This window comes from Alistipes sp. An116, from assembly GCF_002161005.1.
Lineage (GTDB): Bacteria > Bacteroidota > Bacteroidia > Bacteroidales > Rikenellaceae > Alistipes > Alistipes megaguti.
The window spans coordinates 48,615-74,979 of record NZ_NFLR01000008.1 but is presented as its reverse complement, the minus strand read 5'-3'; the positions used below and the strand labels follow the sequence as shown (position 1 = coordinate 74,979).

General features: G+C 62.3%; 21 protein-coding genes. 6 read left to right on the top strand and 15 right to left on the bottom strand.

Going from position 1 to position 26,365, the window contains the following annotated elements:
* Nucleotides 1-75: 75 nt before the first annotated feature.
* The 3 genes from B5E60_RS07205 to B5E60_RS14210 are packed head-to-tail and all read left to right on the top strand — an operon-like array spanning nt 76 to nt 3,706.
* Nucleotides 76-762, top strand: coding sequence for a hypothetical protein (locus tag B5E60_RS07205; RefSeq protein WP_087310771.1), 687 nt, complete (start codon nt 76-78; stop codon nt 760-762).
* A 50-nt stretch (nt 763-812) separates the two neighbouring features.
* Entirely contained in the window at nt 813-2,975 is a 2,163-nt protein-coding gene (locus B5E60_RS07200) for a S9 family peptidase (RefSeq protein ID WP_087310769.1), read from the top strand.
* Nucleotides 2,972-3,706: a methylated-DNA--[protein]-cysteine S-methyltransferase gene (locus tag B5E60_RS14210; RefSeq protein WP_239403265.1), complete on the top strand. Its 735-nt coding sequence runs from the start codon at nt 2,972-2,974 to the stop codon at nt 3,704-3,706. Before B5E60_RS07200 ends, B5E60_RS14210 begins: the two co-directional genes overlap by 4 nt.
* Before the next feature lie 57 nt (nt 3,707-3,763).
* On the opposite strand, the gene B5E60_RS07190 is transcribed toward B5E60_RS14210, so the two are convergent.
* From B5E60_RS07190 to B5E60_RS07135, 12 genes are all read right to left on the bottom strand, one after another.
* Nucleotides 3,764-5,317, bottom strand: a complete 1,554-nt coding sequence (locus tag B5E60_RS07190) for a hypothetical protein (RefSeq protein WP_087310767.1) — start codon at nt 5,315-5,317, stop codon at nt 3,764-3,766.
* A 149-nt stretch (nt 5,318-5,466) separates the two neighbouring features.
* The gene (locus tag B5E60_RS07185; protein ID WP_087310765.1) at nt 5,467-6,894 is read right to left on the bottom strand and encodes an NADH-quinone oxidoreductase subunit N; all 1,428 of its coding nucleotides are present in this window, start codon (nt 6,892-6,894) and stop codon (nt 5,467-5,469) included.
* Nucleotides 6,895-6,901: 7 nt separating this feature from the next.
* Entirely contained in the window at nt 6,902-8,386 is a 1,485-nt protein-coding gene (locus B5E60_RS07180) for a complex I subunit 4 family protein (RefSeq protein ID WP_087310763.1), read from the bottom strand.
* A gap of 12 nt (nt 8,387-8,398) precedes the next feature.
* A complete protein-coding gene (gene nuoL, locus B5E60_RS07175) occupies nt 8,399-10,291 on the bottom strand; it encodes an NADH-quinone oxidoreductase subunit L (RefSeq protein ID WP_087310761.1) in 1,893 nt (630 codons plus the stop codon).
* A gap of 19 nt (nt 10,292-10,310) precedes the next feature.
* On the bottom strand, nt 10,311-10,619 hold the full coding sequence (gene nuoK, locus B5E60_RS07170) for an NADH-quinone oxidoreductase subunit NuoK (protein WP_087310759.1): 309 nt from the start codon (nt 10,617-10,619) through the stop codon (nt 10,311-10,313).
* Nucleotides 10,620-10,632: 13 nt separating this feature from the next.
* A complete protein-coding gene (locus B5E60_RS07165) occupies nt 10,633-11,142 on the bottom strand; it encodes an NADH-quinone oxidoreductase subunit J family protein (protein ID WP_087310757.1) in 510 nt (169 codons plus the stop codon).
* A 3-nt stretch (nt 11,143-11,145) separates the two neighbouring features.
* Nucleotides 11,146-11,580, bottom strand: coding sequence for a 4Fe-4S binding protein (locus B5E60_RS07160; RefSeq protein WP_204246450.1), 435 nt, complete (start codon nt 11,578-11,580; stop codon nt 11,146-11,148).
* 2 nt (nt 11,581-11,582) lie between these two features.
* Nucleotides 11,583-12,659, bottom strand: a complete 1,077-nt coding sequence (nuoH, locus tag B5E60_RS07155; protein ID WP_087310755.1) for an NADH-quinone oxidoreductase subunit NuoH — start codon at nt 12,657-12,659, stop codon at nt 11,583-11,585.
* A gap of 17 nt (nt 12,660-12,676) precedes the next feature.
* Nucleotides 12,677-14,224, bottom strand: coding sequence for an NADH-quinone oxidoreductase subunit D-related protein (locus tag B5E60_RS07150; protein ID WP_204246452.1), 1,548 nt, complete (start codon nt 14,222-14,224; stop codon nt 12,677-12,679).
* A 61-nt stretch (nt 14,225-14,285) separates the two neighbouring features.
* On the bottom strand, nt 14,286-14,948 hold the full coding sequence (locus B5E60_RS07145; protein WP_087310751.1) for an NADH-quinone oxidoreductase subunit B: 663 nt from the start codon (nt 14,946-14,948) through the stop codon (nt 14,286-14,288).
* Nucleotides 14,939-15,289 (bottom strand): NADH-quinone oxidoreductase subunit A, encoded by a 351-nt coding sequence (locus B5E60_RS07140; protein WP_087310749.1) that lies wholly within the window; start codon nt 15,287-15,289, stop codon nt 14,939-14,941. Before B5E60_RS07140 ends, B5E60_RS07145 begins: the two co-directional genes overlap by 10 nt.
* A 137-nt stretch (nt 15,290-15,426) precedes the next feature.
* The gene (locus B5E60_RS07135) at nt 15,427-15,792 is read right to left on the bottom strand and encodes a hypothetical protein (RefSeq protein WP_087310747.1); all 366 of its coding nucleotides are present in this window, start codon (nt 15,790-15,792) and stop codon (nt 15,427-15,429) included.
* A gap of 284 nt (nt 15,793-16,076) precedes the next feature.
* On the opposite strand from B5E60_RS07135, the gene B5E60_RS07130 reads away from it, so the two are divergent.
* The 3 genes from B5E60_RS07130 (at nt 16,077) to B5E60_RS07120 (ending at nt 19,667) form a co-directional block, all read left to right on the top strand.
* Entirely contained in the window at nt 16,077-16,709 is a 633-nt protein-coding gene (locus B5E60_RS07130) for an outer membrane beta-barrel protein (RefSeq protein WP_087310745.1), read from the top strand.
* A 137-nt stretch (nt 16,710-16,846) separates the two neighbouring features.
* Nucleotides 16,847-18,226, top strand: a complete 1,380-nt coding sequence (locus B5E60_RS07125) for a tryptophanase (protein WP_087310743.1) — start codon at nt 16,847-16,849, stop codon at nt 18,224-18,226.
* Nucleotides 18,227-18,233: 7 nt separating this feature from the next.
* Nucleotides 18,234-19,667: a sialate O-acetylesterase gene (locus B5E60_RS07120; protein ID WP_087310741.1), complete on the top strand. Its 1,434-nt coding sequence runs from the start codon at nt 18,234-18,236 to the stop codon at nt 19,665-19,667.
* Nucleotides 19,668-19,832: 165 nt separating this feature from the next.
* Here the strand turns inward: B5E60_RS07120 and B5E60_RS07115 are convergent, their stop codons facing one another.
* From B5E60_RS07115 to B5E60_RS07105, 3 genes are all read right to left on the bottom strand, one after another.
* Complete coding sequence (locus B5E60_RS07115) at nt 19,833-20,825, bottom strand: aspartate-semialdehyde dehydrogenase (protein WP_087310739.1); 993 nt, start codon at nt 20,823-20,825, stop codon at nt 19,833-19,835.
* A 161-nt stretch (nt 20,826-20,986) separates the two neighbouring features.
* Entirely contained in the window at nt 20,987-23,389 is a 2,403-nt protein-coding gene (locus B5E60_RS07110) for a transglycosylase domain-containing protein (protein ID WP_087310738.1), read from the bottom strand.
* A gap of 36 nt (nt 23,390-23,425) precedes the next feature.
* Nucleotides 23,426-26,365, bottom strand: a complete 2,940-nt coding sequence (locus B5E60_RS07105) for a hypothetical protein (RefSeq protein WP_087310736.1) — start codon at nt 26,363-26,365, stop codon at nt 23,426-23,428.

Genomic DNA, 26,365 nt, shown 5'->3' with positions numbered 1-26,365 from the left:
GGACAACAGCCCCGGAAACCGCCGGACGACACCCCGCACCCGAATACCGCAAAAACCAACGACATACCATACCTTATGGAAACAACCCCCTTGAGAACCCGGATTCTCGACACGATCATCCGCAAATCGAACCTCAAACAGAAGGTTTTCGACAATACGTTCGCCGCCTTCAACCTGCTGAAGGAGACGCTGCTCGAAATCGCCGCGGAGATGGACGACGAACTGGACGGCAAACTCGACCGCCGCGTGCGGCTCGAATACCGCGACCGCGGTAAATTCGAGGCCCAACTGCAGGTGGCCAACGACCTGCTGATCTTCCAGATGCACACCGACATCTTCGAGTTCGACGCCAACCACCTCATCTGGCAGAATCCCTACGTGCAGGCCGACCAGGAGAACTCCTACTGCGGTCTGATCAACATCTACAACTTCCTCTCCGACTCGTTCAAGTTCAACCGCAACGCCGACGAGGGCTATCTCATCGGGCGGATCTTCATCAACCGCGAACGCTGCTACTTCGTCGAGGGCAAGCAGCAGACCTCAATGCGTGCCATGAACTTCGGCAAGAAGGAGATCGACCGCGACGCGCTGGTCGACGTGCTGGAGGCGGCCATCGCCTACTCGCTCGACTTCGACCTGCTGATGCCTCCCTACGAGGAGAACAAACGCGTGACGGTCGACCAGTTCAACACCAAGATGGACAACTCGAAATTCGTGACGGGCAAACGCCTGGGCTACGACTTCGACGTCGAGGACATCTGATCCCGCAACCCGCCTGCCGGCAACACCTCACCAGAACACTCCGCAACACGATGAACAACCCGACCAACCGAAGCACGCGCCGCACAGCCTCCCTGCTGTTGGGCGCGACGCTTCTTTTTACGGCCGGCCGCGCCTCGGCCGGTAACGAATATGCCGAAATCGCCCGTCTGAAGGCGCTGAACGAGACGGTGCGCGGCATCCGCTCGATGAACGACGGCGAGCACTACACCCGCCTCGAGGGCAACGACATCCGCCGCTACGCCTACGCCGAGGCGGGAGCGGGCGAGAGCCTGCTCCCGACGCCGACGCCCAACCTCACGATCTCGGACTACGAGCTTTCGCCCGACGAGCGGTCGATCCTCATCGCCTCGGGGCGGCAGCCGATCTACCGCCACTCCTACACGACAAGCTATACGCTCCTGCGCGACGGACGGCTGACGCCGATTCTGCGCGAGGCCGAGGCACCGCGCGACGCCTCGTTCTCGCCCGACGGACGGCGCATCATCTACTCCGACCGCAACGACCTCTACGCCTACGACCTCGAGACGCGGCAAACCCGCCGTCTGACCGACGACGGCCGCTGGAACGAGGTGATCAACGGCACGACGGACTGGGTCTACGAGGAGGAGTTCGGCACGACGAAGGCCTACGCCTTCTCGCCCGACGGCAGCCGCCTGGCCTTCCTGCGCTTCGACGAGAGCCAAGTGCCGCTGATGGAGATGATGCGCTACGACGGCAAGCTCTACAACCGGGCCTTCTCGTTCAAGTACCCGAAGGCCGGCGAGCGCAACTCGACGGTCGAACTGTGGGTCGTCGACCTGGCAACCGGCGCCAAACAGCGCCTCGAGACGGGTCCCGAGAGCGACCAGTACATTCCGCGCATCGGCTGGACCCCCGACGGGCGGCCGTGGTACTTCCGCCTGAACCGCCGCCAGAACACCTTCGAGATGGTGGTCTGCGAGCCCCACGGCGCCCAGCGCACGGTCTACGAGGAACGCACGCAGCAGTATGTCGAGCGGGTTGACGACCAGACGGTCACGTTCGTCGACCGGGACCGCTTCCTCGTGCGGCAGGAGAGCCATACGGGCTACATGCACCTCTACCTCTACAGCCTGCGCCGCGGACTGCTCGAACAGGTGACCCGCGGGGAGTGGGAGGTAACGCAGGTGGTCGGCACGGACGGCAAACGCGTCTGGTACCTCTCGACCGAGACCTCGCCCCTGCGCCGCAACCTCTACAGCGTGCGCCTCGACGGCAGCGACAAACAGCGTCTGACACAGGGCGAAGGGTACTACACCGTCGCGCCGAGCGCCGGCATGCGCTACTTTATCACCACCTTCTCGAACGCCTCGACGCCCAATCTCACCGAGGTGTGCGATGCCGAAGGGCGGCCTCTGCGCACGCTGGCCGACAGCCGCGCGCTGCGCGACGAGCTCGCGGCCCGACAGCAGCCCGTCAAGGAGTTCTTCCGCTTCACGACCGAGCGGGGCGACACGCTCAACGCCTATCGAGTGCTGCCCCGCGGTTTCGACCCCGCGAAGCGCTACCCCGTGCTGCTGACGCAGTACTCGGGCCCGGGATCGCAGCAGGTGGCCGACCGCTGGTCGATGGACTGGGAGGATGCCCTGGCCGAAAAGGGCTACGTGGTGGTCTGCGCCGACGGCCGCGGAACGGGCTTCCGGGGCGAGAAATTCAAGAAACAGACCTACGGACGGCTCGGTGCGCTGGAGGTCGAGGACCAGCTCTCGCTGGCCCGCTACATGGCCTCGCAGCCGTGGATCGACCCGGCGCGCATCGGCATCTACGGCTGGTCGTACGGCGGGTTCATGGCCCTGAGCTGCGCGCTGAAGGGCCACGGGCTGTTCCGCATGGCGATTGCCGTGGCGCCAGTCACCTCGTGGCGCTACTACGACACGATCTACACCGAAATCTACAACAACCTCCCGCAGTTCAATGCCGACGGGTATGACAAATATTCGCCGATCCACTTCGCACAGATGCTCGACGACCGGCGCACGCGGCTGCTGATCATCCACGGCACGGCCGACGACAACGTCCATTTCCAGAATACGGTCGAGATGACCCGCGCGCTGAACCGTGCCGGCAAGCAGTACGACATGATGGTCTATCCGGACCAGAACCACTCGATGATGCCCGACGCCATGAGCCACGTGCGGCAGAAGATGATCGACTATACGCTCGAACATCTATGATCCGGTCGCTGCATATCGCCACCCCGCTGGGGCGGATGACGCTCACGGCCTCGGAGCAGGCGATCGTCGGGCTGAGCTTCGGCAGTGAGATCCCCGCCGGGGCGGAGCTTGTTGCGGGAGGGGCGGAATTGCGGGCCGACGGAGGAGTGATGTACACGGGAGAGGCGGCACTGCGGACCGACGAGAATGCAACTTGCGCAGCCGGGGCAGTATGTGCGGCCGGAAAGCCGGGACGCGCAACAGGAGAACCGGGATGCGCGGCCGGAGGCATGCAGGTCCGCACGCCCGGCGAAGGGGTGACATGCGCGGCCGGAGAACCGGGGCACGCGGCCGGATCGGAAATTCCGCCGCTGCTGCGCCGTGCAGCCGAAGAGCTCGGGGAGTACCTGGCCGGGCGGCGGCGCGACTTCACCCTACCGCTCGATCCCGGCGGGAGCGATTTCCAACGGCAGGTCTGGCAGGCCCTGCGGAGCATCCCCTACGGCCAGACGCGCACCTACGGCCAGATTGCCGAACAGATCGGCCGCCGGCGGGCAGCACGGGCCGTCGGGATGGCCAACAACCGCAACCCGATCGCCATTCTGATCCCCTGCCACCGGGTCATCGGCAGCGACGGTTCGATGACGGGCTACGCCGCCGGAATCGCCATCAAGGAGCGTCTGCTGGCTCTCGAACGCCGCAACACGCCCCGGGCCGAAGGCGAACTCTTCCCCGTTCGGGACGACCGGTGACAAGACGCCCGGCCGGCGCCCGACCAAAGGCGGAAAAACGAACCGCCGGAGCATCCCCTACCGACGCCCCGACTCCCGATCTGCGGAGTCTACCGGGGATTCCACCATCTCATAGGCATTTTTCGAACGGACGGCATAACGCGTCCAGTCGTTGAAGTTGAAGTAGCGCACCACCCACGCGGGATAGGGGCTCCAGTTGATTTTGCGCAGCGTCAGCGGTGAGTGGTCCGCCAGACCGGAATCCGCCGAGAGGATCAGCACCTGCCGTCCGGCGGCCGTAAGCTGCTGCGCCGCGGCCTCCAGTTCGGCCGATGTGGCGCAGTGGCGCAGGTCGAGGTTCCGAGGCAGGTAGAAGCGCGCTTCGGTCACGCGGGGCTCGCCCGAGAAGTGCTGCATGCGGCTGCAGTAGGTTGTCTCCTCGGCGAGGTTCAGCGCCACAACCTCGCCCCGACCGCGGCAATAGTCACGCAGCATGCAGTAAAAGCTGATATCCGGCGTGGTCTGCGCCAGATTGTAGACCATGGCGCCGAGGTTCAGCACCGCCAGTACGCCCAGCACCCACTGCCAGCCGCGCCGCGAGAAGCGTTCGCCCTGTCCGCGGAACAGATCGACGAGAAACCACGGCACGAAGAAGAGCGCCGGGAAGAAGAAGCGGATCTCCTTGTGGGCCAAAAAGAAGTGGATGAGCAGGAAGGGAATCAGCATCCAGGTGACGACGTGGCGAGGATGGCGACAGAAGAAGACAAGCGTCGCGACGAGGGCCAGCAGTCCGAAAAAGATGCCGCCCTCCAACACCGGGGCCGTCAGGTAGTACCACCAGGGTTCGTGGCGGAACAGATCCATCCGGGCATGGAGGATATTCTCCTGCAGGTAGTTCCACGGGGCGAAGACCCACTCGCCGTAGAGCCAGCGGTCGGCCGCCATCCCGACGGCCAACAGCACCGCAACCCCCACCACCATGCCGGCATAGAGCCGCCAGCGGCGATTGAAGCACAACAGCCAGATGCCGTAGCCCAGCAGGGCGAAACCCGCCTGATAGCGGACGATGAAGAGTGCCCCGGCCGCGGCTCCGAGCGCCAGTCCCCAACGGAACTCCTGCCGGGAGTCGCTGCGGCGGTAACGGATCGTCAGCGCCGCAAGCAGCAGCAGGAGATTGCCCGAGAGCATCTCGGCGTTGAAATGGACGTGCAGATAGGCCATAAACCAGAGGAAAAAGCCCGTCAGCAGGAACCACTTGCTCTGTGCTTCAGAGAGTCCGCCGCGCACCGTACGCCAGAAGAAGAGCATCACGACCACCGACAGAAGACCGCTCAACAGCTGCAGCAGCGTCACGGCCAGCCACGGCGACCAGATGCCGGCGGCCGTCAGCCCGCGGCAGACGACCCACGCCACGAAGGGTTGCACGCCGGAGCGCATCTGCAGCGGATACTCCCAGGCCAGATGGTCGACCGTCGGGGTTCCGAAGAGCTTCATGTGGGCATATTCGAGGATCTGGTAGTGTTCGTCAGAGTGGTAGACGCCCCGGCTCAGCAGCGCATAGAGCAGGGTCACCAGGCATCCCGCCACCAGAATCTGTCGGACGGAGATCCGTCGCAAGAGGGTAAGCAGCATGATTTCGAGCGGTTACAAGCGGTTTCGTGAGGCAAAAATAGGGCAAATTCCGCAATATCCGGCCGGCACCGCACAAAATACGATCTCCGGCCGTACAAAAAAGAGGCGCAACCCCAACGGGTTGCGCCTCTTTGAGCGATCCTCCCGGATCAGAGTCCGAAGGAGAGGGTATTGATTCCGTCGTAAACGGCGCTTACCACACCCAGCAGCAGCACGCCGGCCATGCACAGAGCCAGGCTGATGCGCGTACAGGTATCGCTGCGGAAAGTGGCAATCGGCTCGTCCGACGGGGTGATGAACATCGCCTTGACGATCAGCAGGTAGTAGTAGAGCGAGATGACCGTATTGAGCAGGGCGATGAAGACCAGCACGTAGAAACCCGCCTTGAAGGCCGACGCGAAGACGAAGAACTTCGAGAAGAAGCCCGCGAAGGGCGGAATGCCCGCCAGCGAGAAGAGCGCCAGCATCATCATCACGGCCAGTTTGGGATTCGTGCGGTAGAAGCCGTTGTAGTCCTCGAGCGAGACCTTGCCGCCCGTGTGCTGCTCGACGGTCGACAGCACGCCGAAGACCGCCAGGTTGGCCGCCAGATAGACCAGCACGTAGAAGACCAGCGAGGTCATGCCCAGCGCACTGCCGCCGATGACGGCCAGCATGATGTAGCCGGCCTGCGAGATCGACGAGAAGGCCATGAAGCGTTTGAGATCCTTCTGCCGCAGGGCGAAGAGGTTGGCCACCGTGATGCTCAGCACCGTGACGATCCACAGCAGCGTCTGCCACTGCTCGATCATCGGGGCGAAGACCTTGACCAGCGTCGTGAAGAGCACGAACGCGGCCGCAGCCTTCGAGACGACCGAAAGGTAGGAGGTCACGGTCGTCGGAGCGCCCTGGTAGGCGTCGGCCGTCCAGAGGTGGAACGGCACGAGCGAGATCTTGAAGCCCAGGCCCGAGAAGAAGAAGACCAGCGACATGATCTCGAGGGGCGAGCCGTCGAGTCGGGGCGCCATGTCGTCGAAATAGAGCGTACCGGTCGTGCCGTAGAGGAACGAGATGCCGAAGAGCATCAGACCGCTCGAGAAGAGGGCGCAGAGGATGTATTTCGCACCGGCCTCGGCCGAGTGGTGCTTGTACTTGTCGAAGGCCACCAGGCAGGCCATCGGCACCGAGGCCAGTTCGAGTCCGATGAAGAACATCAGGAAGTGGCCCGCCGAGATCATGAAGTACATGCCCAGCAGCGTCGAGAGGGTCAGGATGTAGAATTCGCCCTGTTTGTGGCGGGTGTCCTCACGCCGCAGCCACTGATCGGCCTGCAGGCAGACGATCAGCGCACCGATCGAGAGGATGCTCTTCACCACGCCGTCCATCGGCACCGTGCGGAACATCCCGCCGAAGAGTTCGCCCTCGGGACCCGGGACCAAGTTGACCGCCACCTGAACGAGCAGCAGCACGCACGTCACGGCCGAGAACCAGCGGTGACCGCGCTCGCCGGCGATCAGGTCGTAGAGGAAGACGAGAACAAGGATTGCCGTGAGGGTCAGTTCGGCCCGCATCAGCGGAAATATCGAGGTGTAATCCATACGCTTATCAACTCAAGATGTGTGCAATGAGTTCCGAGACGCTGCCGCGGATCATGTCGCTCACCCACAGCGGGGCCAGGCCCAGACCGGCGACGGCCACAACCAGGCAGATGACCGCGAAGCGTTCGTCCCACGTGGCGTCGGAGAGTTTCAGATGTTCGGGGTTTTGGCACGTGCCGTAGAGGATCCGTCCGATGACGCGCAGGATGTAGACCGCCGTGATGACGATCGACGTGCAGGCGATGACGGTCACCACGCGGTGGAACGTATCGTCGTTCATGAAGGCGCCATTGAAGATCGTCATCTCGGCCACGAAGCCGCTCAGGCCCGGCAGTCCGAGGTTCGCCAGACCGGCGATCACGTAACCCACCGCCAGAAAGGGCATCACTTTCATCAGACCGCTCAGCTGACGCACGTCACGCGTATGCGTACGGCCGTAGATCATGCCGATCAGCGCGAAGAAGAGCGCCGTCATCAGACCGTGGCTCAGCATCTGCAGGATGGCGCCCGTCGAGGCCGTGGTATTCATCATCAGAATGGCGAAGAGCACCAGACCGCAGTGCGATACCGACGAGTAGGCGTTGATGTACTTCAGGTCGGTCTGCACGCAGGCCGAGAAGGCGCCGTAGACCACCGAGATGGTCGTCAGGATGATGAAGATCCAGCTCAGCTCGTGCGCCGCCTCGGGCAGCAGGTACATCGCCACGCGGAAGCAGCCGTAGCCGCCCAGCTTCATCAGCACGCCGGCGTGAAGCATCGAGACGGCCGTCGGGGCCGAGGCGTGACCGTCGGGGCTCCACGTGTGGAAGGGAAACAGGGCCCCCAGCACGCCGAATCCGATGAAGACCAGCGGGAACCAGATCCGCTGCAGCTGGATCGGAATGTTGTGCAGGGCGGCGATCTCCTGCACGTTCATCGTCGTGGCACCGGCACCGAAATAGATGCCCAGGATGCCGATCAGCAGCAGCGCCGAACCGCCCATGAGCATCAGCGTCAGCTTCATGGCCGAGTACTCCTTGCGGCCGCTGCCCCAGACGCCGATCAAGAGATACATCGGGATCAGCGCCACCTCGTAGAACATGAACATCGTGAAGAGGTCGACCGAGATGAAGAATCCGAAGACGCCGACACTCAGCAGACAGAACCACAGGAAATAGGCCTTGACGTCCTTCTGCATCTGCCACGAGGCGAAGGTGCCCGTAAAGACGATGATGGCCGAGAGCAGCAGCATGGCCACCGAGATGCCGTCGACACCCACGGCATAGTGGATGTTGAGCGGGGCGTACCACATGACGCTCTCCGTAAGAAGCATCTGGGCCGTTTCACCCGCCTCACGCAGGCCGAGGTAGTGGAAAACGAGCCATACGGCCAGCGCCAGCAGCACCGTGGATCCCACCACCATCACGGTATGGATCTGCCGCCGTGACTTCGAGAGCCACAACCCCAGCATCATCACCAGGGGTACGGCAGGAAACAGGGATAAGATATTCATAACGTGTTCCGATTAGCAGATTAAAAGAATCAGGATCGTCAGTCCCAACGCACCGCCCATGAACCAGATGCAGTAACGCTGCACACTGCCGCTCTGCATGCCGCGGATCAGGCAGGCGACACCGTTCGTGGCCGAGGCCAGCAGATTGAGGAAGCCGTCGACGACGTGACGGTCGAACCAGGCGATCGGCGTCGAGATGCAGGCGAAGATCACGCGGTGGGTGATGAACTGGTACACCTCGTCGATGTAGAAGCGGTGGTAGGCCGCCCGATGCAGACCGCTGAAACGTTCGGCCAGACGGTCGGCCACGGGCTGCTTCTCACGGGCGTACATCCACGTGGCCAGCGCAATGGCCACGACGGCCACGCAGAGGCTCAGCGTCGCCACACGGCCGTCGATGTGGATCGTGTAGGGGAGGCCGTCCGACGAGACGAACTGCCCGAAGGGGATGAAGCCCGCCACGCAGGTCACCGCAGCCAGAATCAGCAGCGGGAGCGTCATCGTGAAGGGGGCCTCGTGGGGCGTATGCTCGGCGTGGAGCTCGCGGTTCTCGCGGCCCCAGAAGATGCCATAGTAGAGGCGGAACATGTAGAAGGCCGTCAGACCGGCGATGGCCGTCATCACCCACCCCATCACGGGGCTGAAGGCAAAGCAGGCCGTCAGGATCTCATCCTTCGAGAAGAAACCGCTGAAGGGCCAGATGCCGGCGATGGCCAGACAGGCCACGAGGAACGTGATGTGCGTCAGGGGCATGTACTTGCGCAGGCCGCCCATCGTCGACATCTCGTTCGAGTGTACGGCGTGGATGATGGCGCCGGCACCGAGGAACAGCAGCGCCTTGAACATGGCGTGGGTGAAGAGGTGGAACATCGAGGCCATGTAGCCCAGACCGCCCGTGTGGGGGTCGCTCGACGTGCAGACGCCCAGCGCCACGATCATGAAGCCGATCTGCGAGATGGTACTGAAGGCCAGCACGCGCTTGATGTCGCTCTGCACGCAGGCTACCACGGCGGCGTACAGCGCCGTGAAGGCACCGATGTAGGCCGTCCAGTGCAGCACCTCGGGGGCGTAGCCGATGAACAGCGGGAACATCCGCGCCACGAGGTAGACACCGGCCACGACCATCGTCGCGGCATGGATCAGCGCAGAAACGGGTGTCGGGCCCTCCATGGCGTCGGGCAGCCAGATGTGCAGCGGGAACATGGCGCTCTTGCCCGCACCGCCGACAAACATCAGACCCAGCGCCAGCGGGATCATCACCCCGGCGGCGGCCAGCGTCGCGGCGGCGGGCGTGAAAGTGAACGTCCCGGCGTAGTAGCCGTAGACGAGGATGCCGACGAGGAAGCCCAGGTCGGCGAAGCGCGTCACGATGAAGGCCTTCTTCGAGGCGGCGATCGCCTCGGGCTTCGTGTAGTAGAAGCCGATCAGCAGGTAGGAACTGACGCCCACCAGCTCCCAGAAGAGGTACATCTGGAAGATGTTCGTCGCCACGACCAGCCCCATCATGCTCATCGTGAAGAGCGACAGGAAGGCGTAGTAGCGCTGGAAGCCCCGCTCGCCCTTCATGTAGCCGAACGAGTAGATGTGGACCATGAGCGACACGGTGGAGATCACCACCAGCATCATTACCGAGATCGGATCGAGCAGCACACCCAGGTCGATGTGCAGATCACCCGAGATGGGCAGCCAGACCGTATTCCACGGAATGAGGGTCGGGAAGAGGCCTGCGGCGTCGCGTCCGGCCGAGAAATACTCCCAGGCCGTCAGGTAGCTCAGCACGGCCACCACGGCCAGCACCGCCGTACCGATGGCCCCCGCCACCACGGGCCGGAGTTTCATGCCCGCGAGTCCCAGCAGCAGGAAGCTCACGAAGGGCAGCAACAGAATCAGAATCGTATATTCCATAAGCGTTCGTGCACGGGGTTTACCACTTCATCTCCCGCAGGTTCTTGACCTCGATGTTGCGGATGTTGCGGTAGATGTTGATGATGATGGCGATGGCCACGGCGGTCTCCGCGGCGCTCACGCCGATGGCAAAGAGCGTGAAGAAGAATCCCTCCAGCTGCTCCGGGAAGAGGAAACGGTTGAACACCACGAAGTTGATATCCACCGAATTGAGGATCAGCTCCACGGAGATCAGCATCGCCAGCAGGTTGCGGCGCGTGACGAAGCCGTAGAATCCCACGAACATCAGGATCGTGGAGACGACGAGATAATATTCCATTTTGATCATAGCCGTACTTTTTTTAACGTTTGCGGGCGATCATGATACCGCCGACGATGCAGGCCAGCAGCAGTACACTGATGACCTCGAAGGGCAGGACGTAACCGTATTTGTCGGCACTCATCAGCGCATGACCGATGGTCCGCACGTTGAGTTCGCCGTGTTCGAAGTGCTGCGGCAGGAAGTCGTGGCGAAGCAACACCCACAGGCAGACGCCCAGGCTCAGTACCGTGGCGATCAGACCCGCGACGAACTTGTAACCCTTCAGTTCGGGGGCCTTGTCGCCCTCGCTCGACGTCAGCAGGATCGAGAAGACGTAGAGCACCGTGATACCGCCGGCATAGATGAGCAGCTGAACGGCGCCCAGGAACGAGTAGTTGAGCTGGAAGTAGATGCCCGCCGTGCCGAAGAGTACGAAGAGCAGGTAGGTCGCAGCCCGCAGAATACGCTTGGTCGTCACGGCCAGGATGGCGTTCACACAGATGAATATCGCCAGAATGATGAAAACGATCAGTTCGAGAGTTATCTCCATGGCTTAACGATTGAGTTGTTTGACGAGTTTTTCACGGGTGAAGACCGCATGTTCGAACTTCGTGGTGAAGCGGATGGCGCCCGTCGGGCAGCCGTTCACGCACAGGTGGCAGAACATGCACGACCCCAGGTCGTACTCGTAGCGCACCAGGCGTTTCTTCTTCTTGCCCGTTTCGGGGTCGGTGACCATTTCGGTCGTCAGACGGATCGTGCCGTTGGGGCAGTTGGTCTGGCACAGCCCGCAGGCGATGCACTTGTTGTGGCCCTCGGCGTCGTGCGGCATGGTCAGTTCGCCGCAGTAGCGGTCGAACATCTTCAGCGTGGCCCGGTTCTCAGGGTACTGTTCGGTGACCTTCGGCGTGAAGAACTCCCGCAAGGTGACCTTCATGCCCGTGAGAAGGGTTCCCAGGCCGTGGAAAAGTCCTTTGATATAGCTCATAATCAGAAATGCAGTTTGAATACGACGACAATGACCATCAGCAGCAGGTTCACCAGTCCGATCGGCACGAGGTATTTCCACTCGAGGGTCAGGATCTGGTCGATGCGCAGACGCGGGAACGTCCACTTGATCCACATCAGCAGCCACACCACGAAGAAGGCCTTGGCAAAGAACCACACGAAGCCCGGAATGTAGTCCATGGCGGTGTTGAAGCCCTCCCAGCCGGGGATGTGCAGCGGCATCCACCCGCCGAGGAAGATCGTGGCCGCCACACCCGAGATGATGAACAGGTTGACGAACTCGGCCACGTAGAACAGTCCGAAGTGCATGCCCGAATACTCGGTGTGGTAACCGGCCGTGAGCTCCGACTCGGCCTCCGGAAGGTCGAACGGACCGCGGTTGACCTCGGCGTTGCCGGCGATCAGGTAGATGACGAAGGCGATCAGCGCCGGGATGTGGCCCTTGAAGAGGAACCAGCCGTCGGCCTGCCGCTCGACGATCTCGGAGAACTGCATCGTATCGGTCAGCACGACGATCGTGAGGATCGACAGACCGATCGACAGCTCGTAGGAGATCATCTGCGCGCCGCTGCGCATGGCGCCGATGAGCGAGTACTTGTTGTTCGAGCTCCAGCCGGCCAGCAGGATGCCCACCACGCCGATCGACGAGGCGGCCATCAGGAAGAAGACGCCGACGTTGAAGTCGAGGATCTCCAGCCCCCGCGCCACGGGCAGGCAGGCGAAGGCCAGCACCGAAGCCAGAATGACGATATAGGGGGCCAGGTTGTAGAGGAAACGGTCCGAATGGCGGATGGTGATGATCTCCTTGGTCAACATCTTCAGCACGTCGCAGAAGACCTGCACCGTGCCCCACGGCCCCACGCGCATCGGGCCCAGACGGCACTGGAACGCCGCGCAGACCTTGCGCTCCATGAAGATCATCACGATGGCGATCACGGCATACATCAGCAGCAGGCAGACGCCGACGATCACGCATTCGAGGAAGATCGCCAGGCCCTCGGGCATCCACGACGTCAGCAGTCCGTGAACCCAGCTTGTAATTATGCTGAAATCAAACATATCTTCGGGTTTTGCGTTTAACGGTCAATATCGGGGACCACATAGTCCAGCGTTCCGCCGATGGCGATCAGGTCGGCGATCTTCACCCCGCGCGAGATGGTGTCCAGGCAGGCCACCAGCGGAAGGCCCGTCGAGCGGAACTTCATGCGGTAGGGGTACTTGTCGCCGCGGCTCTCGATGAAGACGCCGAACTCGCCGCGGCTCCCCTCGACGGCGGCGTAGTAGCTGCCCTCGGGGATGCGGATCACGGGCTTCATCTTCAGCTGGTAGTCGCCCTCGGGGATGTTGTCGATCAGCTGCTCGATGATGTTCATGCTCTCTTCGATCTCGCGCATGCGGACCATGTAGCGGGCGAAGCAGTCACCCTCGGTGAAGAGCACCTCGTTGAACTGCACCTTGTCGTAGGCGGCATAGGGGTGGCGCTTGCGCACGTCGCAGGCCCAGCCCGAGGCACGTCCCGTACCGCCCGTGGCGCCGAACGAGATGGCATCGCGGCGCGTCAGCACACCCGTACCCTTCAGACGCTCCTGGGCGATGACGTTGCCCGTGAAGACCTCGTGGTACTCGCGCAGTTTCGGACGCATGTAGGCGATGAACTCCTTGGTCTTGCGCACGAACTCCGGATGGATGTCGGCCTGTACGCCGCCGATCGTATTGTAGGTCTGGATCAGACGGCCGCCGGTGGTCTGCTCGAGGATGTCGAGGACCTTTTCGCGGTCGCGGAAGCCGTAGAAGAAGGCCGTCAGGGCACCCATGTCCATGCAGAGGCACGAGAAGAAGAGCAAGTGCGAATCGATGCGCTGCAGCTCGTCCATGATCGTCCGGATATACTTCACGCGGTCGGTCACCTCGACGCCCAGCCCCTTCTCGATGCACATGCACAGCGCATGGCGGTTCTGCGAAGCCCCGAGGTAATCGAGACGGTCCGTCAGGGCCAGCGTCTGCGGGTAGGTCAGCTCCTCGCACATCTTCTCGATGCCGCGGTGGATGTAGCCGCAGTGGGCGTCGAGCTTGCGGATGATCTCGCCCTCGAGCGAGACGCGGAAGCGCAGCACGCCGTGGGTGGCGGGGTGCTGGGGGCCGATGTTGATGACGTACTCCCCTTCGTCGAAGAGGACGTTGCGCTGGCGGATGACGCTGCCGTCGGGCATCAGCTCGTAGGAGGCGGTGCTGTCCTTCGAGACCTCGTTGCTCATGCGCAGCGGGTTGAGCGACGGATCGTAGTCCTTGCGCAGGGGGTAGCCCACCCAGTCGTCGCGCAGGAAGAGGCGGCGCATGTCGGGGTGGTTCAGGAAGCGGATGCCGAAGTAGTCGAAGGCCTCACGCTCGTTGAGTTCGGCCGCCTTCCAGAGGTCGCACACCGAGGGAAGCACCGGATTTTCGCGGTTGGCGGTCAGCGTCCGCAGGACGACATTCTCGCCCGTAGACGTCGCCTCGAGGTGGTAGACCACGCCGAAGCCCTCCTCGCCCCAATCCATGCCCGTGAGGCTGCGCAGGAAATCGAAGCCTTCGTGATGGAGGCGCTTGGCCAGGTCGTGGAACCGTTCGGACGGCACGGTAAACATCCCGTCGCCGTTCTCCGACCACACGGCCGCGGGCTCCCACGCCGTGATTTTATCTTTCAGATTACTGTTCATGGTTCGAATCTCGATCTTCTACATTCAGTTCGTTCTTTTCGGCCGTCAGGTCGCGGCGCATCAACTCCTCGTACTCCTCCTGGCTGATCTGGCGGTTGACGTCGCCGAAGAAGCGCTGCACCTTGACCTTGCGCTGCAGCTGCATCAGTCCGTAGAGCATCGCTTCGGGACGCGGCGGGCAGCCCGGGATGTAGACATCCACCGGAAGGATCTGGTCCACGCCGTTGACCACGTGGTACGACTTCTTGAACGGACCGCCGCTGATGGCGCAGCCGCCCGTGGCAATAACGTACTTCGGGTCGGCCATCTGGTCGTAGAGACGTTTCAGTACGGGGGCCATCTTGTGGGTGATCGTACCGGCGACCATGATGAAGTCGGCCTGACGTGGGGAGGCGCGGGCCACTTCAAACCCAAAGCGGGCAAAATCGTAGCGCGCGGCGCCCACGGCCATGAACTCGATGCCGCAGCAGCTCGTGGCGAAGGTCAGCGGCCAGAGACTGTTGCTGCGGCCCCATTCGATCACCTCGTCCAGGCATCCCACGACGACGTTCGTGCCGTGCTCGCGCAACTCGCGAATCATCGATTCGATGTACTCGTTGTCGTTGAAGTCTTCGTACTTCATCGACTTGATGCGGGGTTTTCCTACTTCCATTCCAAAGCTCCTTTCCGCCAGGCATAGGCCAGGCCCAAAATCAATACGACCAGGAAGAACAGGATGCTCACCAGCCCGTAGGTGCCGAGATCCTGCACGACGACGGCCCACGAGAAGAGGAAGACCGTCTCGACGTCGAACATCAGAAAGAGGATGGCAAAGAGGTAGTAACCCACCTTGAACTGCATCCACGAACGTCCGTGCGTCGGAATACCGCATTCGTAGGCCTCACCCTTCTGGGGGTTGTACGAACGCGGCGAGATGGCGCGGGCGATGCCCAACGCGACTGCAACCAGCGCAATGGCCGTAAGAATGACGACCACCAATAGCGTGAAATACATATATTAATTTATTTATGGATTCGACGGTTGCTGCGACCGGCGGAAGGAGGGCTCCCGGGGTCGGTTACTGGGTCCGTCCTGCGGCCAATATCGGCGGAGGCCGTGCTCCGCGGCGGCGGAAGACGGAGCCGGGCGGGTCAAATCAGCAGGCACCCGAGCGAAATGACATAGTCATCCACCGCAGAGCCGGGCCCGGCGTCGGAGTGCCGGGCCGAGGCGATCCGCACCCCGAAGGCGCGCTCCACGCCGGCACGCTGCACGGCACGCTGCCGCACGACGAACTTGTGTTCGAAGATGACAACCGGGGATTCGGCCTGGAATTCGCAGGAGTGGGTCCACGCAGAGAGCTGGTTGCGAACGGCATCGGAAGCACCGTCGGATTCGGTCGAGCAGGTCAGCACCGACTGGTTGTCGTGGACCTCGTTCCGGAAAGATACACCTTCCAGACTCCCCGTCAGAACGAAGAGCAACAGAATCAGCAAGTATTGAATTCTCTCCACCATCGGATTAGCGGCATTTCGCGTTGCGAAGATACGCTCTTTCGCGCAGAAAACACAACCCCGAGGCAAAAATTTTTTAAAAAGTCGGTTTTTCGGCTCCGAAGCCGGGGTCCGAACGGACGTCGGACCTTCCCGGACGACAATCGCCGCCGGGTCGACAACCGTCAGCCGGCATCCCCGGATCTGGATTCTGGAAAAATATCGGTGTTTTTGCCTCTTCGAACCCAAAAAATCGTATCTTTGAGAAGAATTCCAAAACATTCATTATTCACCCAAACACTACACTCATGAAAAAACTTCTGCTTTGTCTGGCCCTGGCCGGCATGACCTCGGCCCTGTACGCCCAGGAGGGCGGCGACATGCTCGTTTCGGGATCGTTGTCCTGGAAATCCTCCAGCTCGAAGGCCACCGTAGCCTCGACCTCCGCCACCGAGAAGGGGTCGCGCAGTTTCGAAATCACACCGCAGTTCCACTACTTCGTCATCGACAAACTTTCGGTCGGCGGCGCCATCGGCTACAGCTTCACGAAGGATCCGAACCGCAACAACTCCACCAACGGCGACCAGCTCTTCGACAAGAGCGGACTCTTCATCATCCGCCCGATGGTCAGCTACTACATCTCGCTGGGTGAGAAATTCTACTACGTTCCGCGTTTCTACGTGGGCGCAGGCTTCGGAAAGAACAAATCGGAGATCAACGATACGGATGTCACCGAGCAGAACACCTCGATGTTCCAGGTAGGTCTCAACTTGCTCAACTTCGAATTCCGGCCTTCGGACCACATCGGCATCATGTTCAATGCCGGCGACCTGGGCTACCGCACCGACATCACCAAGGAGGGCGACAACAAACTCTCGAACCGCAGCTTCTCGCTCGGTCTGAACCTCGGCGCCACGATCGGATTCAACTACTACTTCTGATCCTGCCCGCCGTCAAGGCCCGTTCCACACCGCCGTTCTCCTGGGAAACGGCGGTTTTTCGTATAAATTGAAAGCTCCGGAGGCAATATCTCGATTTTTTTGCGTAATTTTGAGAAATAACCTTTCAAACCAACACCATGAAACTACCCTATGCTGAACCCTACAAGATCAAGATGACCGAGGCCATCCGCACGTCGACCCGCGAAGAGCGCGAAACCTGGATCCGTGAGGCCCACTACAACCTCTTCAAGCTGCGCGCCGACCAGGTGACGATCGACCTGCTGACCGACTCCGGCACGGGCTCGATGTCCGACCGCCAGTGGGCCGCCATGATGACCGGCGACGAAAGCTATGCCGGCGCCTCCTCCTACTTCCGGCTGCGGGCCATGGTCGAGAAGCTCTTCGGCATGCCCTACTTCCTGCCGACCCACCAGGGACGCGCCGCCGAAAACGTCATCTTCTCGGCGCTGCTCCACGAGGGTGACATCGTCCCCGGCAACTCGCACTTCGACACCACGAAGGGACACATCGAGTTCCGCCGCTGCCACGCCGTCGACTGTACGATCGACGCCGCAGCCGACACCCAGCTCGAACTCCCCTTCAAGGGTGAGATGGACACGGAGAAACTCGAAAAGGTCCTGCGCGAGAATCCCCGCGAGAAGGTTCCGTGCGTGGTGCTGACCATCACCAACAATACGGCCGGCGGACAGCCCGTCTCGATGCGCAACATCCGCCAGACGGCCGAGGTATGCCGCCGCTACGGCGTGCCCTTGCTCATCGACTCGGCGCGCTTTGCCGAGAACGCCTACTTCATCAAGACCCGCGAAGAGGGCTATGCCGACCGTTCGATCAAGGAGATCACCCGCGAGATCTACTCCTACGCCGACATCATGACCATGTCGGCCAAGAAAGACGGCATGGTGAACATGGGCGGACTGGTGGCCATGCGCTCCGAGGAGCTCTTCACGCGCGCCATGTCGTTCTGCATCATGTACGAGGGGTATGTCACCTACGGCGGCATGTCAGGACGCGACATGGATGCCCTGGCCGTGGGGCTGGACGAGAATACGGAGTTCGAGCAGCTTGACGCCCGCATCCGCCAGGTGAAACTGCTGGGCGACCTGCTCGACGAGTACGGCGTACCGTATCAGCGGCCGGCCGGCGGACACGCGATCTTCATCGACGCCAAGAAGGTACTGCCGAACCTCCCGAAGGAGCAGTTCATTGCCCAGACGCTGGCCGTGGAGCTCTACATCGAGGCGGGGATCCGCGGCGTGGAGATCGGCTCGATCCTCGCGGACCGCGACCCCGAAACGCACGAAAACCGTTATCCGGCCCTCGAACTGCTGCGTCTGGCCATCCCGCGCCGCGTCTATACGGACAACCACATCCGCGTCATTGCCGCCGCCTGCCGCAACATCTACGAACGCCGCGCCGAGATCACGACCGGCTACCGGATCACCTTCGAGGCCCCGATCCTGCGACACTTCACCGTCGAACTCAAAAAGATCGAATAATCCCGCCATGAAACGACTTCTGTTGACACTGGCCGCTCTCGGAACGGCCTTCACCCTGCAGGCGAAGATCACCCTGCCGGTGCTCTTCAGTGACAACATGGTACTCCAGCAACAGAGCGATGCCCGCTTCTGGGGAACGGCTTCGGCGGGTAAAAAGGTGACGATCCGACCGTCGTGGAGCAAACACCCCGTTACAACGACGGCCGACCGCGAGGGCCATTGGCAGACGACCGTTCCCACTCCCGAGGCGGGCGGTCCCTACACCATCGAGCTGAGCGACGGCGAAGCGCTGAAGATCAACAACGTCCTGATCGGCGAGGTGTGGTTCTGCTCCGGACAGTCGAACATGGAGATGCCCATGGGCGGCTTCCGGAATCAGCCCGTCGAGGGGGCCACGGAGGTGATCGTCGGAGCCAAGGCCTCAACGCCGATCCGCATCTGTACCGTCCAGCGCGCCACGGCCCGCACGCCGCAGGAGAGCTGTTCGGCCCGCTGGCTGGAGAACACGCCCGATGCGGTCGCCGCCTCCAGTGCCACGGCCTATTACTTTGCCCGTTACCTCGAGCAGCGGCTCGACATTCCAGTCGGAATCATCGTCACCTGCTGGGGCGGAACCCCCGTCGAGGCATGGATGGACCGCCCTGCCCTGGAGGCCTTCCCGGAATTCGACCTCTCGTTCCTCGACCGGAACGACAAGATCAACCACCCGTCGCATCAACCCACGATGCTCTACAATGCGATGATCGCCCCGCTCATCCCCTATACGATCAAGGGATTCCTCTGGTATCAGGGCGAGGAGAACCGCAACCGCCCGGCCCAGTATCAACGGCTGATGCCGGCCTTCGTCGAGATGCTCCGCAAGAACTGGGGCCAGGGTACCCTGCCGTTCTACTACGTGCAGATCGCACCCTACAAGTACGGAGTTTCCGATCTGGTGGGCGGTTCGGCGCTGCTGCGTGAGGCCCAGATGCGCAATCTCGACGAGATTCCGGCCAGCGGCATGGTCGTCACGCTCGACATCGGCAACAAAACCTGCATCCATCCGGCACGCAAGGCTCAGGTCGGTCAGCGGCTGGCCTGGCTGGCGCTGTACAACGACTACGGCATCCGGGGATTCGAACCCAACGCCCCGGTCTACGAGTCGATGAGCGTCGAGGGCAACCGTGCCCTGCTGACCTTCCGCACGGGCAAGAGTTCGCTGGCGCCGCTGGGTGACGAACTCGCCGGGTTCGAGGTGGCCGGAGCCGACCGGGTCTTCCATCCGGCCAAGGCGTGGATCGACGGCCGCAAGGGTGTGCTGATCGTCTCCAGCGAGGAGGTTCCAACGCCGGTTGCCGTACGCTACGCCTTCCGCAACTATGCCGAAGCCTCGCTCTTCAACACCAGCGGCATTCCCGCCTCGTCGTTCCGCACCGACGACTGGGAACTCCCCGTCAAATAATCCGGCAGCCTCCCGGGGGAGGCAAGGCGGGGGGGGGAGCGAAAAATAAAATCGTCCCCGACTCGGCCGGCCCATCCCATGAAAAAACCCTGTCCCGTGAATCCGGAACAGGGTTTTTCAGGTCGGTCGCACGCCGACGGGACTCCCGCCGCAGGCCCGCCGCCGTCAGAGCAGCGTCTCGAGGATCTGCACGGCATTGAGTGCCGCCCCCTTCTTGATCTGGTCGCTCACGCACCAGAACGTCAGGCCGTTTTCATCGGTCAGATCCTTGCGGATGCGGCCCACGTAGACGGGATCCTTGCCGGCGATGAACAGCGGCATCGGGTAAACCTTGTTGGCCGGATCGTCCATCAGCACCACACCCGGCGCCTGGGCAAATGCCGCGCGAGCCTCCTCGACCGAAACCGGACGCTCGGTCTCGAGCCAGACGCTCTCCGAATGGGCCCGCATCACCGGCACCCGTACGCAGGTGGCCGACACACGGATATCGGAGTGCATGATCTTGCGCGTCTCGTTGAACATCTTCATCTCCTCCTTCGTGTAGTCGTTCTCGGTGAAGACGTCGATATGCGGAATGACGTTGTAGGCCAGCTGGAAGGCGAACTTCTCGACCGTCGGCTCCTTGCCGGCGGCCAGTTCGGCATACTGATTGACCAGTTCGGTCATGGCCGAGGCTCCGGCTCCGCTGGCCGACTGGTAGGTTGCCACGTGCACGCGGCGGATATGCGAAAGCTTCTCGATGGCGTTCAACGCCACAACCATCTGGATCGTCGTGCAGTTGGGGTTGGCGATGATCCGGCGCGGAGCACACTTCGCATCCTCGGGATTCACCTCCGGAACGACCAGCGGCACGTCGGCATCCATGCGGAAGGCACTCGAGTTGTCGATCATCAGGGCGCCGTATTTGGTGATCGTATCGGCAAATTCGCGCGAGGTGCCGGCACCGGCCGACGTCAGGGCGTAATCCACCCCCTTGAAATCGTCGTTATGCTGCAACAGACGGACCGTCAGATCCTTGCCGCGGAAACGGTAGGTCCGTCCGGCGCTCCGCTGGGAGCCGAACAGCAGCAATTCGTCGATCTTCAGATCGCGTTCTTCGAGGATTTTCAGGAACTCCTGTCCTACGGCGCCACTGGCGCCCACAATGGCAATTCTCATGTTGTTTCCTAATTTAACGGATAGCGGGACAAGTTGTCCGGACAAATATAGTAAAATTTTTTAAGAACCCAAGCCCTTCACCCCGCATAACGACATCTGCCGTCTCAGATTCCCGGCCCCAAGGCTGCGAAGCGGAGCCCGGCGGACAGAGGTCCGGGACTCTACCCGAAAAACTCCTCCTCGTCGCTCTGCTCGGGGCCAGCGGCATCCATCTCGTCCTCACAATCGTAGTGGGGCATCATCGTCGGCCGCACGAACTGGTCCGTACGGCTCACGCCCAGGTGTCCGTCGTCGTAGACCCGCTTGAGGAACTCGCCCACGATCGGCAGAGCCGCCACGCTACCCTCACCGCCCGAAAGGAAGTGCACCGACTGATCCTCACCGCCGACCCAGGCGCCGGCCACCAGTTTCGGAGCCACACACATGAACCAGGCGTCGCGGTTCTTGTTCGACGTACCGGTCTTGCCGCCGATCTCCATGTCCGTGAGTCCGAACTGCCACTTCAGACGTCCGGCCGTTCCGGCATTGACCACCCCTTCGAGCATCGTCAGCATCGTATAGGCCGTGCGTTCGCTGATGGCGTCCTGCGACTGCGGGATGAACGAGGCGATCAGATTGCCCTGCCGGTCCTCGATGCGCGTCACGAAGATCGGGTCGGTATGCACCCCCTCGTTGGCGAAGGTCGAGAAGGCGCTGACCATCTCGTAGACGTTCGATTCGGAGGTGCCCAGGCAGAGCGCCGGAACCGGATCGATGTAGCTGCGGATACCCATGTTGTGGATGAAGTCGGCGACGGCCTCGGGCTGCTTGGCCTGCTTCATGATCCAGGCCGAGTAGTTGTTGCGGCTGCGGGCCAGGCCCCAGCGCAACGGATGCAGCACGCCGTCGTAGACCACCTTGCCGGCCTCCTTCGGCGACCAGGCCGTGCCGTTGGCCGTCTCGATCGTCGTCGGCAGGTTCGGAACCATCGTACAGGGGGTGAAGCCCAGATGGTCGATGGCGAAGGTATAGACAAAGGGCTTGATCGTCGAACCGATCTGGCGTTTGCCCTGTTTGGCCATGTCGTACTTGAAGTAGCGGAAGTTCGGACCGCCGACGTAGGCCTTGACATAACCCGTGCGGGGGTCCATCGCCACCATCGCCGCCCGCATGATGCGCTTGTGGTGGAGGATCGAGTCGCGCGGCGTCATCACCGTATCGCGTTCGCCCTTGTAGGTGAAGACCCGCATCGGGCAGGGTTCGTCGAACGACGCCGTAATCTGCCGCTCGCTGAAGCCCGCCCGCTTCATCTCGCGGTAACGGTCCGAATAGCGGATCGCCTGACGCATGATCCGCTCACGCTCCTCACGGTCCGTATCGAGGAACAACACCTTCGTGCGGCGGTACTGCGCATCCATCTTGGGCTGGATGATCGTCTCCATCTGCTTCTGCACGGCCTGTTCGGCGTAGGCCTGCATCCGCGAATTGATCGTCGTGTAGATCTTCAGGCCGTCGCGGTAGATGTTGTAGGGCGTACCGTCGGCCTTGCGGTTCTTGTGGCACCAGCCGTAGAGTGGATTCTCGTCATACTCCTTGACCGCCTGGTCGTAGTCCCACTCGTTGTAGAACTGGCTGCGCTTCGGGCGGTCGGCACTCATCACCAGACGCAGCATCTCGCGGAAATAGGTCGCCGAGCCCTCGTTGTGCGAAATGGGGCGGTAGTTCAGCACGATGGGCAGCGCCGCAATCGAGTCGCGTTGCTTGCGCGTCAGCGCCCCGGACTCCTCCATGCGCGTGAGGACCAAATTGCGGCGGGCCAGCGCATTGTCCGGGTTCCGCACGGGCGAATAGCGCGTCGGGGCGTTCACCACGCCGACCAACACGGCCGCCTCCTGTACGTTGAGATCGTGGGGCTCCTTGTTGAAGAACGTATGGGCCGCCGACTTGATGCCGTAGGCATTCGAACCGTATTCGACCGTATTGAGGTACATGGCGGCGATCTCCTCCTTCGTATAGTTGTATTCGAGTTTGAGGGCCGTGATCCACTCCTTGAGTTTCGCCGTCACGAGCTTGGTCATACGGGCCACGCGGCCGCGGTTGCGGGCCGTATCGCGCGGGAAGAGGTTCTTGGCCAGCTGCTGGGTGATGGTCGAGCCGCCGCCCTGCGAGGTGTTCTGCAGCAGCACGGTCTTGAAGGCCACGCGGGCCAGCGACGGAATGTCGATGCCCGAGTGGCTGCGGAAGCGGGCATCCTCCGTGGAGATGAGCGCCGCGACGATCGGCGGCACCTCATGGCCGTCGAGGCGGATATGGAGCGTCGAGTCCGTCGGATAGAGGTCGGCATACTGCACGTAGGAGCGGTTCTGCACGAAGAACGTGCCGATGACCTTGCCGTCTTCGGAGTAGATCTCCGTGGCCAGATTGCTGCGGGGGTTCTCCAGCTCCTCGAACGAGGGCAGGCGGCCGAAGAGGCCGAGCGCCGTCAGCAACAGCAGCAGTGCCAGCAGTACGAAAGGTGCAAAGGCCACGCCCCAGATCCATTTGATCGCTTTGGGGCTGATGCCCGACTTCTTACGTTGTTCCATAAGACCGAATTTTGCCGTAAAGATACAAAATATTCCCTAAAATGGGAGTCCGAGCGATCCGCCGATCCACACCCCGCCGGTCGAGGGGCGGTAGCACGAGAGGGTGAAGGTCGAGGTGCCCGAGGCGGGTTGGCGGAAGAGGTTGAAATCGAAAACCACGTCGCCGCCCACCGACCAGATCCGCTGCCACGCGAGCGCTCCCCCGACCGGAGTCCGGAAACGGGCGTAGTCGCCGCCGACGTTGAGCCGGATGCGCTTGAAGTAGATCACCGAGCCGATACCCCCCTCGGGATAGCAGAGCGGCAACTGGTAGTTGGCCTCACAGGCCGTGTAGTTGTTCGAGACGATGTCGGCCGAAGTGAAGCCCCGCGGGATGAGGCGCGTGGACTTGTAGCTCAACGGGGCATAGCCCCCCGGGAACTTGTAACCGCCGATCGAAGTCTGGTAGGTCGCGGCTACCGAAAGCGAGTGGTGGCGCATCACCCCCGGCAGATAGGCCTGTCCGTAGAAGAGGATCAGATCGCTGAAATAGCGGTCCGCCGGATTGAACGTATAGCTGGTCGAGAGGGTGTAGCCCCAGCGGGGGGCGAAGTCGCGGTGAGCCATGCGCACCTGGTCCGAATAACCCAGTCCGAAGGCGACCTGATGCAGCCCCTCGCGGAAGCCGACATGCTGGATGTTGGTGATTCCGCCCCCTTCACCCCACTCGATCTTGCCCAGATCGGCCACCATGCCGTTCGAGTAGTTCCAGCGGGCCGAGACCGAGAACTGGCGCGTATGGTAACCGCGTTGCAGATAGAAGGGCAGCGTGGCCGACAACCCCACGGAGTAGTACTTGTCGGGGGCCGGACGCGACTGATACTCATACTTTCCGGTTTGGGCGTTGTACTGTCCGAGCGAATAGAAGAGCTGGTTGCCGCCGTACGAGGCGTCGAGATCGAAGCGGATGCCCAGTCCGTAGTAGCGTACGCCCAGATTGAAGAGCGACCCTTCGGAACGGTTCCAGCCGTAGGAGGCGTAGGCCTCGGTATTCGAGAGCAGGTTCTGCGAGATCAGCGTCACACCGGCATTCAGGTCGATCGACTGCTCCTCGACCAGCGAGAAGGGATTGAAAGCCAGCGGCATCCAGCTGTGAACGTTGACCAGATTGGGCACTTTGGCGTAGCGTTTTGCCCGGAAATCCGAACTCTGAAGCGTCGAGTCGGCCATCGCGAAGCGCACCGTATCGAGATTCAGCACCTCCCAGCGACGGCGCGGCGGATTGACCCGGTTCAGCGGCACGCGCCGCGCCTCGACGGGAATCCGCACGCTGTCAGCCGGCTGTGAGGCCAGGCGGTATCCCCGTCGGTCGTAGGTCGTCACCAGCAGCCGGTCCCCGGCCGGTGCCGGGTCAAACGAACCATAGGTCGAGGTCGTCAGGCGGTATTCGCACCTCTCGGTCAGATCGTAGCAATGAGCCTCATCCTTGCCTGAGGCGATCGAGCCGTAGTAGAGCCGTCCGTCGGAGGCCCGCAGGTCCGAAAGCGTAATGTAGGCCCCGCGGGTCACGGCGTGCAGCCCCCCGGCATCGATCCGTCCGATCCACATGCCGCTGCCGTCCGTAACCAGCACATACCACGCCCGCGTCCGGTCGTCCCACGCCAGTCCGTGCAACTCCGTGCGGTCGGGCGCCGCGAAGCGCTCCTCCTCTCCGCCGTTGCGCCGCACGACCACCGTATAACGGCCCTCGGGCGCATATTCGACCCACCCCAGCGCATCGGGAGTCGAGGTGGGATAGAGCGCCCGCCGGGCCGGACCGACCGTCCGGGTCCGGCCATCGGCCAGATTCATGTAGCAGAGCTGCGAATTGACCCGCTGTTCGAAGAGGGCCGAGCGGCGGTATTCGGTCCACCAGACGCGGCCGTTGCCCAGCGTCGGGCGCGTGGAGATCAGCCCCGTCGCAGCCACCTCACGCTCCCGACCCGTGCGGAGGTCCACCGTCACGAAGCGCGACACGCGGTCCAGATCGGTCTTCACGGCCAGCACCGCCGTATCGCCCAGCGCCAGCGGCCATTGGTATTCGGTATGGTTGCGCTCGGGGAGTTCGACGAGCGGCCGGGCCGTGTCCGGCTCCTCGGGCAGCGACGACCAGAAGCGTTCCAGTTCGTCGAACGTCTCGCGGAAGAGCCGGCTGACATTCGTATCGTAGTACTTCTCCAGCGCGATGCGCGTCGTGGCCAGCATGTAGGGGTTGCGCGACCCAAACCACGCCACGCGGTCCCAGACATTCTCGCCGTAACGCTCCCAGGCGTAGGAGCAGATCTGATAACCCAGTTCGTAATGGTCGGGGATGTAGTCGCGGTAGGAGCCGCAGAACCAGCGGTCGATGTTGCGGTGGTCGCGCCCGACGCTGCCCATGGCCCGGTAGGCCATCGAGAAGGAGGGCTGCAGTCCGCGGCCGAACGACGACATCATCGTCTCGGACATCACCGCATCTCCCTCCATGGCCCATACCGGCATGCACAGCAGACCGATGGTCGAGCCCTGCTGCCCGAGGATGTAGCTCAGCACGCGGATCACCCCCCGATTGAGGTTGTTGTACTGGACGGCATGGCGGTACTCGTGGGCCACCAACTGCTTGTACCACGGCATCGAATAGCTGTCGATGGCCGGCGAGGTGAGGAACTCCACGCGTTTGGGAAGGTACATCACCAGTCCGTTCGACTCGAAGTTCTCGGGGTGCATGACAAACGGAATGCGCATCGGCCCGTGGCGGAAGCCGTAGGCGATGTCGGGCTGCACGGCGCGGATGTAGAAGAGCGTGCGCCGCGCCAGCTCCGAGACCGTATCGGGATAGATCATCCGCACGTCGGGCGTACGGATCGTCGACCACTTGAGCGGAGGATCCGAGCCCCACGTGTAATACTGGGCCTCGGCACGCCGCACACCGAAAAGCAGCGCGGTGAGCAGCAACACGAACAACAGCACCCGTCTCAC